Annotated in this window: 12 protein-coding genes and 1 tRNA gene; 8 read left to right on the top strand and 5 right to left on the bottom strand. The window is 66.9% G+C overall.

Going from position 1 to position 12,742, the window contains the following annotated elements; genetic code table 11:
- Positions 1-60: 60 nt before the first annotated feature.
- Positions 61-134: transfer RNA gene (locus ACZLIF_RS16385), tRNA-Gly, on the bottom strand.
- 128 nt (positions 135-262) lie between these two features.
- Positions 263-2,098 carry an autotransporter outer membrane beta-barrel domain-containing protein gene (locus ACZLIF_RS16390; RefSeq protein WP_128988452.1) on the bottom strand — a complete coding sequence of 612 codons (1,836 nt, stop codon included), beginning with the start codon at positions 2,096-2,098 and terminating at the stop codon, positions 263-265.
- A 207-nt stretch (positions 2,099-2,305) separates the two neighbouring features.
- Here ACZLIF_RS16390 and thiS point away from each other — a divergent pair, with 207 nt between their 5' ends.
- The 4 genes from thiS (at position 2,306) to ACZLIF_RS16410 (ending at position 6,024) form a co-directional block, all read left to right on the top strand.
- Positions 2,306-2,506 (top strand): sulfur carrier protein ThiS, encoded by a 201-nt coding sequence (thiS, locus tag ACZLIF_RS16395; RefSeq protein WP_053517056.1) that lies wholly within the window; start codon positions 2,306-2,308, stop codon positions 2,504-2,506.
- A 114-nt stretch (positions 2,507-2,620) separates the two neighbouring features.
- Entirely contained in the window at positions 2,621-3,415 is a 795-nt protein-coding gene (locus ACZLIF_RS16400) for a thiazole synthase (RefSeq protein ID WP_053517058.1), read from the top strand.
- Positions 3,415-4,149 (top strand): tRNA (guanosine(46)-N7)-methyltransferase TrmB, encoded by a 735-nt coding sequence (gene trmB, locus ACZLIF_RS16405; RefSeq protein ID WP_053517060.1) that lies wholly within the window; start codon positions 3,415-3,417, stop codon positions 4,147-4,149. The genes ACZLIF_RS16400 and trmB overlap by 1 nt, the downstream gene beginning before the upstream one ends.
- Positions 4,150-4,176: 27 nt before the next feature.
- Positions 4,177-6,024: an SLC13 family permease gene (locus ACZLIF_RS16410; protein ID WP_053517063.1), complete on the top strand. Its 1,848-nt coding sequence runs from the start codon at positions 4,177-4,179 to the stop codon at positions 6,022-6,024.
- A gap of 384 nt (positions 6,025-6,408) precedes the next feature.
- On the opposite strand, the gene ACZLIF_RS16415 is transcribed toward ACZLIF_RS16410, so the two are convergent.
- On the bottom strand, positions 6,409-6,744 hold the full coding sequence (locus ACZLIF_RS16415) for a Rieske (2Fe-2S) protein (protein WP_053517065.1): 336 nt from the start codon (positions 6,742-6,744) through the stop codon (positions 6,409-6,411).
- A 180-nt stretch (positions 6,745-6,924) separates the two neighbouring features.
- Between ACZLIF_RS16415 and ACZLIF_RS16420 the strand changes: the two genes are divergently transcribed.
- From ACZLIF_RS16420 to ACZLIF_RS16435, 4 genes are all read left to right on the top strand, one after another.
- Complete coding sequence (locus ACZLIF_RS16420; RefSeq protein WP_128988456.1) at positions 6,925-7,206, top strand: hypothetical protein; 282 nt, start codon at positions 6,925-6,927, stop codon at positions 7,204-7,206.
- A 78-nt stretch (positions 7,207-7,284) separates the two neighbouring features.
- Positions 7,285-8,001 carry a fumarylacetoacetate hydrolase family protein gene (locus ACZLIF_RS16425; RefSeq protein ID WP_128988459.1) on the top strand — a complete coding sequence of 239 codons (717 nt, stop codon included), beginning with the start codon at positions 7,285-7,287 and terminating at the stop codon, positions 7,999-8,001.
- Positions 8,002-8,053: 52 nt separating this feature from the next.
- Positions 8,054-8,458, top strand: a complete 405-nt coding sequence (mscL, locus tag ACZLIF_RS16430) for a large-conductance mechanosensitive channel protein MscL (RefSeq protein ID WP_053517072.1) — start codon at positions 8,054-8,056, stop codon at positions 8,456-8,458.
- Between the two features lie 178 nt (positions 8,459-8,636).
- Positions 8,637-10,058, top strand: a complete 1,422-nt coding sequence (locus ACZLIF_RS16435) for a M28 family peptidase (RefSeq protein ID WP_053517073.1) — start codon at positions 8,637-8,639, stop codon at positions 10,056-10,058.
- A gap of 135 nt (positions 10,059-10,193) precedes the next feature.
- Here ACZLIF_RS16435 and ACZLIF_RS16440 read toward each other — a convergent pair whose 3' ends face one another.
- Positions 10,194-11,645 carry an alanine/glycine:cation symporter family protein gene (locus tag ACZLIF_RS16440; RefSeq protein ID WP_128988461.1) on the bottom strand — a complete coding sequence of 484 codons (1,452 nt, stop codon included), beginning with the start codon at positions 11,643-11,645 and terminating at the stop codon, positions 10,194-10,196.
- A gap of 9 nt (positions 11,646-11,654) precedes the next feature.
- Positions 11,655-12,644: a hypothetical protein gene (locus ACZLIF_RS16445; protein WP_128988463.1), complete on the bottom strand. Its 990-nt coding sequence runs from the start codon at positions 12,642-12,644 to the stop codon at positions 11,655-11,657.
- Between the last annotated feature and the right edge of the window lie 98 nt (positions 12,645-12,742).

Consider the following 12,742-nt stretch of genomic DNA (forward strand, 5'->3'; position numbering starts at 1 on the left):
AAAAGGGGAAACATCCAGGTTCGCGGCCGATCCGGAAAACGCACGCATCGTTGCGGAAGATGGAGCGGGCGATGGGAATCGAACCCACGTCAGTAGCTTGGGAAGCTACAGCTCTACCATTGAGCTACGCCCGCGTCGCGTGGTGAAAGTCTATGCGGTCGGGCCGGTGTTGCGCAATGGTGACCACCGCATGCGCCGGGCATGGCCCGGCGCTGCCATGCAGCCTTCCCTGGCCCTTGCGGTGCCTGGGAAGGTGCCTTCGTCAGAAACTGCCGCTGAAGCTGGCAAACAGCGTCGCGTCGCGGGCGCGCTTCTGCCCGCTGGTGGTGCTCAGACCGATGTTGCTCTGCAGGCCGAACAGCTCCGTGCGTGCACCCAGCACCACAGTCGCGTAGTTCCTGTCGAACTTCATGCCGGGCACCCGGTAGCTGCCCAGCTCCGGCAGGGACTGCAGCCAGGCGCTGGCCTGCTTGGTGTCTTCGAACTCGTGGTCGTAGGTGGCCTGCACGTAGGGCTTGAAGGTGCCGCCATCGAAGCGCGCCTGCCAGCCGATGCGACCGACAGTGGAGTCCAGCTCCTGGTTGTTGTAACCCAGCGCAGTGGCCAGCGTGCCGGCGTCGGCGCTCTCGGTATAGCCGTCGATCTTCACCTTCTGCCAGATCACGGCAGCCACCGGACCGTGGCGGAAGCCGCCCTCGGTGCCGAACTCGTACCCCGCGTTGATGGCGGCGGTGAGATTGCTGCCGTCTGCCGAACCGCCATGCTCACGGGTGGCCGGACCCAGCTGCACCTTGCGGGTCACGTCGTAGTCGAGCCAGCTGTAGCTGACCTGGCCGTTGACCCAGGCACGCTCGCCGTACCAGCCAGCGAACAGGCCCAGCGTGGTGTCGGACTGGGTGAAATCGCCGCGGCTGTTGCCGAAATCGGCATCCATGCGGCCATAGCCACCGAAGCCGCCCAAGACCATGCCGTCACGCGACCAGTCGACGCCGAACAGCCCGGCCGGCGCCAGGCCGTCGTAGAGATCGGCGTGGTCATAACGCTGCATGTCGCCGCGCACACCGCCCCACCACGACAGGCCATCAGCCGGACGACCGCCCAGATGCATGCCGACCTGGTCGGCGCGCGAACGGCCGATGGTCTGCGCCGAATGGCTGAGCACCTGCTGCAGGCGCGGGCCCTCCAGCACGGATACCGCGTACTGGCCCAGCAGTGCATGGCCTGCCGTGGTCGGATGCACGCCGTCGGCGAACAGGTAGGTCTTCGCGGCATCCGGGCTGACGTAGGAGGTCGGGTTGCAGCCGATGATGCTCTGCGTCGAATTGGCCGGGTCGATGGTGCAGGCCGTGCCGGTGACGTTGGTGAAACCGTACATGGCCGGATTGGCGGCCACTTCACTGAGCACGGTGAAGGTATCCAGGGGGATGAATTCGATGCCGGCCTGCTTCAGCCCGCCGTACAGGGCGTTGTTGTAGCCGGCCGACAGCGCGGTGGCGGCGGCGGCATTGGGGCCACGGAAGGACGGCGTCAGGCCGACGTTGGGCAGGTTCGGCACCAGCACATACTGGGCGCCCGCCTGCTTCAGCGCGCCGACCAGGGCGATCTGGTCGGTGACAGCCGCGCCGATGATGGCCTGCGCCTGTGTCGGCGCCGTAGCGGCCGCGAACAGGTCGTTGGCACCGCCCCAGACGGTGTACAGCGCGTTGGCATCGGCTTTGCCGCCATTTGCGGCCAAGTAGCGGGTGAGTTGCGTCTTCAGCGACGGAATGGGCCCCAGGGCACCAGTGACCTCCACCGACACACGCGCACCGCCGACGGCGTAGTTGTCGCCGTTCTGGCCGTTGCCGTTGGGCGTTCCGTTCAGGCCGTAGTAGTTGGCGACCTGCTGCGACCAGACCCAGCCCGGATTGGTGGTGAACTGGCCGGTGACCGGCTGTGCTGCCGGGGGCAGCAGCGGCCGGAAATAGCCCGCGTCGGTGAGGCTGTCGCCGAAGAACACCGCGTGCGAGTAAGGGGATTCGCCTGCCATGGCCGGAACCGCAGCCAGTGCGATCGCGGCCGCCATCAGGGAGCGGATCGGGCGTTTGCTGAGCAGCATGTAAAGAACTCCTGTGGGGACGTCATTGAGGACCCGGCGTGCGTACGCCGGCGCACGGTGAATGGTTTCACCGCACCGACGATTGCTCACGCTGCGCCGCCGCATGAATTGCCGCGCAGCCCGCCAATCGCAGGCTGCGCCGATGCGGGCGCCGTGCGGAGAAACGGATGGTTTCCGTCCTGACGGGCCATACGCGACAATGCCGCCATGAACATCCAGCTCAACGGCGAACCCCGCACCCTGCACGCTTCGGCAACCCTCCATGACCTGCTCGAGGCCGAGCAGCTGCTGCAGCGCCGGGTGGCGGTCGAGGTCAATGGCGAGATCGTCAGCCGCAGCCGCCATGGCGAGCATCGCCTTGCCGAAGGTGACGTGGTGGAGATCGTGCACGCCCTGGGTGGGGGTTGAGGCACGACGCCCGCGCTGCGCGCTCGCCGGGAGGCAGGCGCTGCCCCTGCGCCTGCCTCCCGGCGGCATCGAAGTGACGACCCCATCTTCAGGCGGATAAGCGATAATCGCGCCATGAACGTTCATGTCTCCCCCGATTCGCTGGTGATCGCCGGCAAGACCTACGGCTCGCGGCTGCTCACCGGCACCGGCAAGTTCAAGGATCTGGAAGAAACCCGCCTGGCCACCGAGGCCGCTGGCGCCCAGATCGTCACCGTGGCCATCCGCCGCACCAACATCGGTCAGAACCCCGGCGAGCCGAACCTGCTGGACGTGCTGCCGCCGGAGCGCTTCACCATCCTGCCCAACACCGCCGGCTGCTACACCGCCGAGGACGCGGTGCGCACGTGCCGCCTGGCCCGTGAACTGCTGGACGGCCACAACCTGACCAAGCTGGAGGTGCTGGGCGACCAGAAGACCCTGTACCCGGACGTGATGCAGACCCTCAAGGCCGCCGAACAGCTGGTCAAGGATGGCTTCGAGGTCATGGTCTACACCTCCGACGACCCGATCCTGGCCAAGCGCCTGGAAGAGATCGGCTGCGCTGCGGTGATGCCGCTGGCCGCGCCGATCGGTTCGGGCCTGGGCATCCAGAACAAGTACAACCTGCTGCAGATCATCGAGGACGCCCGGGTGCCGATCATCGTCGATGCCGGCGTAGGTACGGCATCGGATGCGGCGATCGCGATGGAGCTGGGCTGCGATGGCGTGCTCATGAACACGGCCATTGCCGGCGCGCGCAGCCCGGTACTGATGGCCAGCGCGATGCGCAAGGCGGTCGAAGCCGGCCGTGAAGCGTTCCTGGCCGGGCGCATCCCGCGCAAGCGCTACGCCAGCGCGTCGTCGCCGGTGGATGGGTTGATCGGCTGATGACCAATCCTTTCGACAGCGCCGGGTCCAAGGCCCCGCCCAAGCCGTTCACCGTCAGCGAGGGACGCCGCGAGGTGCGCAGTTTCGTGCTGCGCCAGGGCCGCTTCACGCCTGCCCAGCAGCGCGCATTCGACGAACGCTGGCCGCGCTTCGGCCTGGATTACAGCGGCCAGCCGCGCGACCTGGACGCCACCTTCGGTCGCCCGGCGCACAAGGTGCTGGAAATCGGCTTCGGCAACGGCGCTGCGCTGCGCTTTGCTGCCCAGCATGACCCGTCGCGCGATTACATCGGCATCGAAGTGCACGCGCCCGGTGTCGGCCGCCTGCTGAACGCCCTGGCCGACGACAACGCCGACCACGTGCGCCTGTACCACCATGACGCGGTGGAAGTACTGCAGAACGAGATCGCCGATGGCGCGCTCGATGAAGTGCGCATCTACTTCCCGGACCCGTGGCACAAGAAGCGCCACAACAAGCGCCGCCTGCTGCAGCCGGCCTTCGCAGAGCTGCTGGTGCGCAAGCTGCGTGCGGGCGGCCGCCTGCACTGCGCCACCGACTGGGAAGACTACGCCGAACAGATGTGGGACGTGCTCGATGCGACCGCCGGCCTGGTCAACCGGGCCGGTCCGCGGGGCAGCGTGCCGCGTCCGGAGTGGCGGCCGCAGACCCACTTCGAGACCCGCGGCCAGAAGCTCGGCCATGGCGTCTGGGACCTGTTGTACGACCGCACCTGACGATCGCCCGAGGACACCGCGCCCCACATGGATACCGCGCTGACGCTGACCAACGACATGAAGCTCGTACTCGGGCTGGTCGGCTTCACGATGGCGATGTTCCTGTTCGAGCGGATCCGAGCGGACGTCGTCGCGCTGGTGGTGCTGGTGGTACTGGGTGTCACCGGCCTGATCGCCCCGGAGGAGATCTTCGGCGGCTTCTCCGGCAACGCGGTGATGAGCATCATCGCCACCACCATCCTCGGTGCGGGCCTTGACCGCACCGGCGCGCTGAACCGGCTCGCGGCCTGGCTGCTGCGACGCGGACATGGCATCGAGCAGCGCCTGCTGATGATGACCACGGCCATTGCCGGCCTGAACTCGTCCTTCATGCAGAACCCATCGGTGATGGCGCTGTACCTGCCGGTCGCCTCGCGGTTGGCGGCACGCACCGGGCTGACCATGCAGCGGCTGCTGCTGCCGATCTCGGCGGCGATCGTGATGGGCGGTGCGCTGACCATGGTCGGCAACTCGCCGCTGATCCTGCTGAACGACCTGCTGGCCTCGGCCAACAACAACCTGCCCTCCGGCCTGGCCAGCATCGAGCCGCTGCGCATGTTCGCGCCGCTGCCGATCGGCGTGGCGCTGCTGATCGCCTCGCTGCTGTACTTCCGCTATTACGGCGACCGCAAGCTGATCGAGGAAGAGACCCTGGTCAACGATGGGGTCACCCCGGCCCGCACCGAGAGCTACTTCGCCAAGACCTACGGCATCGAAGGCGATGTGTTCGAACTGGTGGTCACCGCCGAAAGCCCGCTGGTCGGCATGACCCTGGGCGAGGCCGAGAGCCTGCATGACGCGCCGCTGCTGCTGGCGCTGAAGACCGGCAACGATACGCGGCTGGCGCCACCGGCGGAAATGCGCATCTGGGTGGGCAGTGTGCTGGGCGCGATGGGTCCGCGCGAGCAGATCGGCGATTTCGCCCAGAACCAGTTCCTGCGCATGTCCTCGCGGCTGAAGCACCTGGGCGACCTGTTCAATCCCAGCCGCGCGGGCATTTCCGAGGCGGTGGTGCCGCCGACCTCGAACGTGATCGGCAAGAGTGCGGCCGACCTGCGCCTGCGCAAGGAGCGCGGCATCAGCCTGCTGGCGATCAACCGCGACAAACAGGTGATCCGCGAGGACGTGCGCGACGTGCAGCTGCGCGCGGGCGACATGCTGGTCTTCCACAGCATCTGGACCGACCTGGCGCAGGCCGCGAAGAGCCGTGACTTCGTGGTGGTCACCGACTACCCGACCGGCGAACAGCGCCCGCACAAGTTCAAGATCGCCATGGCGATCTTCGCGCTGACGATCCTGATCGCGCTGACCAGCAAGCTTCCGGTAGCGCTGACCCTGATGACCGGCGTGGCCGGCATGTTGCTGACGGGCGTGCTGCGGATGGACGAGGCCTATGCCTCGATCAACTGGAAAACCGTGTTCATGATGGCCGGACTGATCCCGCTCGGCTGGGCAATGGACTCCAGCGGCGCGGCGGCCTGGGTCGCCGGCCATACCATCGACAAGCTCCCCACCGGCATACCGGTGTGGGTACTGGAGCTGGCCCTGGCGCTGCTGACAACGGTGTTCTCGCTGGTGATCAGCCATGTCGGCGCAACCATCGTGATGGTGCCCATCGCGGTGAATCTGGCGCTGGCGGCGGGTGGCAACCCCACCGCGTTCGCACTGATCGTGGCGCTGTCGGCCTCCAACAATCTGATGACGGCCTCCAATCCGGTCATCTCGATGATCACCGGCCCGGCCAACTACACCCCGCGCGAGATGTGGCGGGTCGGCGGACCGTTGTCGCTGATCTACACCTGTGTGGTGGTGCTGATGATCAACCTGATGTTCTGAGGGTCGGGTTCATCGGCAGGGCTGCGCCCTGCACCCCAGTAGTGCCGGCCGCTGGCCGGCAACCTCAACGGCAAAAGCGTGCATTTCGTGGGATGGCGGGGTGGGTCCGGTTGCGCGGGACGCCGTAAACCCGTCCATGGGGGCTTGGTCGCGGCATCCATGCCGCTCACACCCCCGCAACCGGACCCACCCCGCCTTCGACAGATTTCTGCGATCTGCCAGAACGGCGTCGTGCACCGCTTTGGTAGGTGTCGACCTTGGTCGACACGGTAGATCCACGCCATGCGTGGATGCCTTTGTAGAGTCGAGCCACGCTCGACTGCTCCTGGCTTGATGGCTCAGAGCCGTTCTCCTACGGAAAACGGAGCCGCCCCCTAGCCGGCCTCAGGCCAGGTAGACCTGCCCATCACGCACGTCCACCGGCACCGCGCGCAGGCGGTCGCCCTTGCAGGGGCCGGCGATGCAGTCACCGCTGTCCAACGCGAACGAGGCGCCGTGGGCGGCGCAGACCAGATGCCCCTCGCGGCTCTTCAGGAACTGCCCCGGCGCCCAGTCCAGGCGACGGCCGGCATGCGGGCAGATGTTCAGGAAGGCGCGCACCTGTGCGCCGTCGCGATACAGCAGCAACGACTCGGCATCGCCCTCGACCACTGCTTCGACCTCGGCAAACGCACCATCGGCAATGGCATCAAGGGCGATCAGGGCAACAGCGGCAGTCATGGCGAAGGCTCGGACAGTAAAGAAGCATTGTCGCACGCCTGCTCAGGTGACTGGCTGCAGGATGAACACAAGTCATTGATTCGTAATAAGCACAGGCTATATTTAACGAGTTTTTCACTCAATGACAGTGCGGGCTCCCGATACTCTGGTTTCGCTGATTTCCCAGCCTATCGAGCCGCCATGTTCAATCGCGATTCCGCCTTCAACCAGTTCCGCACCCTGTTCGCGCCGCGCAAGCCGCGTCACCCGCTGGTGCGCGTTGCCGTGGGCCTGCTCGGCCTGGCGATCCTGGCCGCGATGGTGTTCATCGGCGTGTTCGTCGGTGCGGCGATGATCCTGGTCGGCCTGGCGTGGAAGCTGCTGGCCTCGCGCAAGGCGGGTGCAGCCCGACCGGCCGACCCGACCGTGGTCGAGGGCGAGTACCGGGTGGTGCGCAAGCCGGTGCTGCCGGCCTCGCGCTGAGCCCTGCCGGCCGGCGTGCCCGCTGACGGCGGGCGCCATGCGTTCTAGACTGCGGGCACTCCCTTTCTGGATGCCCGCATGTCCGATGTTTCCGATGTGATCCCTGCACCTGCCACGCCGCGCGTTCCGGTGGTGGGCGGTGGCAGCTTCCCCGTGCACCGCGTCTACTGCGTGGGTCGCAACTTTGCCGACCATGCGCGCGAAATGGGAGCCGCGGTGCCGGCGGCCGACGACCGCGGCCGGCCGATGTTCTTCAGCAAGCCTGCCGATGCGCTGGTGGTCGGCCATGACGATGCCATCCCCTACCCGCCCGCGACGGCCAACCTGCATCACGAAGTGGAGCTGGTGGTGGCGATCGGCCGTGACGCCCCGGCCGGCGAGCTTCCCGTGGCCGAGGCCGAAGCGCTGGTGTACGGCTATGCCGTCGGCCTGGACCTGACCCGCCGTGATCTGCAGGCAGCCGCCAAGGAGAAGGGCCATCCCTGGGATGCCGCCAAGGGCTTTGATGCCTCCGCACCGATCAGCGAGATCGTGCATGCCGGCGAAGTGGGCGATCTGGCGGCGCTGAACCTGTCGCTGGAAGTCAACGGCGAAGTGCGCCAGCAGGCCCTGCTGGACCAGATGATCTGGAACGTGCCGGAAATCCTGCACGAGTTGTCCAAGCTGTGGCAGCTGCGCGCCGGTGACCTGGTGTTCATGGGCACGCCGTCCGGAGTGGCCGCACTGAAGCCGGGCGACCGTTTCAGCGCGCGCCTGGAAAACGTGGCCGAGCGCCACGGCGTGATCGCCGGCTGACACCACCTGCGCTACTCTGCGCGCTGTCCACATCCCCCACAGGAGAAAACACATGGGAGTGCTCACCGAATTCAAGGAATTCGCGATGCGCGGCAACGTCATCGACCTCGCCGTCGGCGTGGTGATCGGCGCCGCCTTCGGCAAGATCGTCACTGCGCTGGTCGAGAAGATCATCATGCCGCCGCTGGGCCTGCTGATCGGCAAGGTGGACTTCTCGCAGCTGGCGTGGACGCTGTCGCCGGCACGCATCGGGCCGGACGGCAAGGAGATCCCGGCGGTGGTGATCGGCTACGGTGATTTCATCAACACCCTGATCCAGTTCGTGATCGTGGCGTTCGCCATTTTCCTGGTGATCAAGGTGATCAACCGTCTGTCGCGCAAGAAGGAAGCCGCTCCCGCCGCCCCGGCCGAGGAAGTGGTGCTGCTGCGCGAGATCCGCGACAGCCTGAAGAAATAAGGCGTAGCGCCGGGCCGTACCCGGCGAGGTCGCCGCATGTGAAAGCCCCGCTCCGGCGGGGCTTTCGCTTTGCCGGACGTGGCGGAAAACAGCGTTCGCTCCGGACATGACCTCCCGCCCATGCGCGCGTCTGAACGACTGTTAAGCTCCAAGGCTTGGTCCCTTCCCGGAGTTGTCCATGCGTCGCCGCGTCCTTGCCATCGCATCCTCCCTTGCCCTGCTGGCCGCCCCGGCCTTCGCGGCACCGCGCGCCACCACCCTGCCCCCGGCGTCGCTGGCCACGGCCGCGCAGCTGCGCGATCAGGCCCTGGCCGATGACACCGGCTGGAAGGTGGTCGAATCGCTGACCACCGAAATCGGTCCACGCATCGCCGGCAGCGAAGCCGACGCGCGTGCGGTCGCCTGGGCCGAAGCCAAGTTCAAGGCCCTGGGTTTCGACAAGGTCTGGAAAGAACCGGTGACCTTCCCGAAGTGGGAACGCCGCAGCGAACACGCCGCCGTGACCGGCAGGAACCCGCAGCCGCTGCAGATCACCGCACTGGGTGGCAGCCCGGGCGGTACCGTCGAAGCCGAGGTCGTGCGCTTTGCCGACCTGGCCGCGCTGCAGGCCGCGCCCGCCGGTTCACTGAAGGGCAAGATCGCCTTCGTCGATTACCAGATGCTGCCGTTCCGCGATGGCCGCGACTACGGCCGTGGTGGCGCGATCCGCAGCAAGGGACCTTCCGAGGCGATCCGCAAGGGCGCCGTCGGTTTCCTGATGCGCTCGGCCGGCACCGATTCGCACCGCGTGCCGCACACCGGCATCACCCGATTCGATGATGGCCTGACCCCGGTACCGTCCGCGGCCCTGTCGGTGCCCGATGCCGACCAGCTGGCACGGCTGCTGGCACGTGGCAGCACTACGGTGAAAGTCGCGCTGGACTGCGGCTGGGACGGTACTGCGACCTCCTACAACGTGATCGGCGAGATCACCGGCCGCACCCTGCCCAAGGAAGTCGTGGTGATCGGTGGCCATCTGGATTCGTGGGATCTGGGCACCGGTGCCGTCGATGACGGCGCAGGTGTCGGCATCACCATGGCCGCGGGGCATCTGATCGGCCAGCTCAAGCAGGCCCCCAAGCGCACGATCCGGGTGATCGCGTTCGCCAACGAAGAGCAGGGGCTGTACGGCGGCAAGGCTTACGCCGAAGCGCATGCAAAGGACGTGGCGCTGCACCAGCTGGCTGCCGAGAGCGATTTCGGTGCCGGCCGCATCTATGCGTTCAATACCGGCTCGCCAAACCCGGAAGGCTCGCGCGAAGCGACCCGGCAGATCGCCGAGGTGATGAAGCCGCTGGGCATCGAGTACGCAGCCGACAAGGGCGGCCCGGGTCCGGATATCGGCCCGCTGGCGGCCAAGGGTGGCGCCTGGGCGTGGCTGGCACAGGATGGTTCGGACTACTTCCACCTGCACCACACCGCCGACGACACGCTGGACAAGATCGACCCGAAAGCGCTGGCGCAGAATGTGGCGGCATACACCGTATTTGCCTATCTGGCCGCAGAGGCCGACGGCAACTTCGGCAGTGAAGCCAAAGCGACCACACCGCCGAACGAGTGAGGGGCCACGCCGGGCGATGCCCGGCGGGTGCAGCGGGAAAGGAGGTGCGGACCGAGGTCCGCACCCACCAGAGGGGATCGCACCACCAGAGGGGATCGCACCCACCAGGCTGGGTCACCCCATCTGCCCGGATAGTTACCGTTCCCACGCGCAGGTGTTGCGAACACCAAGCCGGTGCGGATCGAACAGGGGATCCGTCCCCAAGCGACGGTGGTGCTCGTAATCGCGCAGCGCGGCCAGCGCCGGCTTCTGCAGCAGCAGGATGGCGAGGATGTTCAACCAGCTCATCAGGCCCACGCCGATATCCCCCAGCGACCAGGCGACCGTGGCACTGTTCAGCGCCGAGTAGCCGGTGGCCAGCAGGAACAGCAGCTGGAACCCGCCCATCACCCACGGCATCGGGCGGTCCCGGCACAGGTAACTGATGTTGGTCTCGGCCATGTAGTACAGCGCCAGGATGGTGGTGAACGCAAAGGGCAGGATGGCCAACGCCACGAATGAACGGCCGAAGCCCGGCAATGCCGATTCCACCGCGTGCTGCACGAAACGCGGTCCGGCCTCGACGCCCGGCAGATTGCCCAGCAGCAGACGCGCATCATCCGGAATGCCGTTCACCGCCGGGTCGTAGACGTTGTACAGGCCGGTCGAAAGAATGAGGAAGGCGGTCGCACTGCACACCACCATCGTGTCGATATAGACCGAGAACGACTGCACCAGGCCCTGCTTGACCGGATGGGAGACCTCCGCTGCGGCCGCCGGGTGCGCACCACTGCCCATGCCGGCTTCGTTGGACAGCACGCCGCGGCGCACGCCCCACTGGATCGCCGTGCCGATCATGGCGCCGAACGCTGCATCCATGCCGAAGGCACTGCGCAGCACCAGCCCTGCGATCTCCGGCACTTTGTCCGCGTTGAGCACCATCACCATTGCGGCCACCAGCAGATAGGCGATGGCCATCAGCGGTACCAGCCACTGGGCGACACCGGCGATGCGGCGTACACCGCCGACAAGGATGGCACCCAGCGCAACCAGCAGTGCGCCGGTGGTGAACACGACCGGTACGTCCCAGGCTTCATTCACCGCGCTGGTGATCGCATTGGACTGCGTACCCGCCAGCATCGCGCCGGCCAGCACGGCGACCAGTGCAAACAGCACCGCATACCAGCGCTGGCCCAGTCCCTTCTCGATGTAGTAGGCCGGGCCACCCCGATACTGGCCACCGGCGTCGCGATCCTTGTAGATCTGCGCCAGCGTCGATTCGATGAAGGCGCTGGACGCACCCAGGAAAGCGACAACCCACATCCACAGGATCGCACCGGGACCACCGAAGGCGATGGCCATCGCCACACCGGCGATATTGCCAACGCCCACCCGGCTGGACAGCGACAGGGACAACGCCTGGAACGGGGAGACCCCTGCATCGGACCGCTCATGGCGGAACACCAGGCGGAGCATGTCCGGCAGCGCGCGCAGCTGGATGAAGCGGGTACGCACGCTGAAGTACAGGCCGGCGAGCAGGCACAGCACCACCAGGTAAGGGCTCCACACCACGCCCAGAAGGGCATTGACGATCGATTCGACGTTCATCGCGCCCCCTCAGAAGGACATGCCCAGGGCGACCTGGGGGCTGATGAGGCGGGCGGCATTGCGGCCGGCCACGGTGACCTCAATGCCGGCGATCAGGCCAAGCGAGGGGGTGAAGTGGTACTGCAACGCGGGGGCGAAAGTCAGCGTACGGCTGGCCGGGCGCCATTCGTCGACGCGCGCGATGGCGCCATCCGCGCCGGGAGCGAAGCCGCTGAGGCGTTGCCGGGTCTCGCGGCTGGCCGCCACTTCCATCACCGCCACCCAGCGGGGGTTGACGCTGTATTCGGCGCCGATCGACAGGCCCAGTACCGAACCGCGCGCGATGTGGCCCTGGAAGCCCGCGGCGGTACCGTACACGCTGGCACCGGTGAGGGCCGTGCGGGAAGGCGCCGGACCCGCGCTGAGCTGGGCACGCCAGCGCAGTGGCCGCTCGTTGCCCAGCCACACCACCTGCTGCACGCCCAGCGCGGCGACGGTACGCTGCACGCCATCACCCTGCGCGTCGAGCGGATTGCCGGTGATGCGGTCATGGCTGCCCGTGCTGAAGCGCTGCACGAGCGCTACTGAAACCGCGGGCCGGGTGCCATCCGCATTGGCCGCCTGCAGCAGATACTGCAGGCGCGCAGTGGTGTCGCCCGCGCGGAAACCCCGGCTGTGGGCGGCACCGGATTCGGCGCGCGACGCGCTCAGGTTGACCTGGCCGGTGATCCGCTCACCCAATCCATAGGCGATGGGCACCACCACCGTCCAGCCGCCACTGCGTTCACCGCTGCGCTGGCGCTGGCCACGGTCATCGAAGTGATCACGGCTGTCGACACGTACCAGATAGGGTTCGATGTAGCCGTGCCCCTTCGGCATGCCGGCCGGATTCGGGGTGATCAGCGGACCCGTGAAATTGACGCCTTCCAGACTGCGTGCGCTGGCATGCGCATCGACGGGCGCAAGCAGGCTTGACAGCGAGAGGAGCGCGCCGAGGGCGCAACGATGACGACCATGCATGTGGAACACCTTGCCTGACAGGAATGGAACTCCAACCTGCGTCGAGCAAGAGGGCGCAACAATGAGGCAAGTTTCAAAAGCATGCTTGATCGGAAAAA

It is taken from the genome of Stenotrophomonas sp. 2201_Sma (assembly GCF_056486685.1).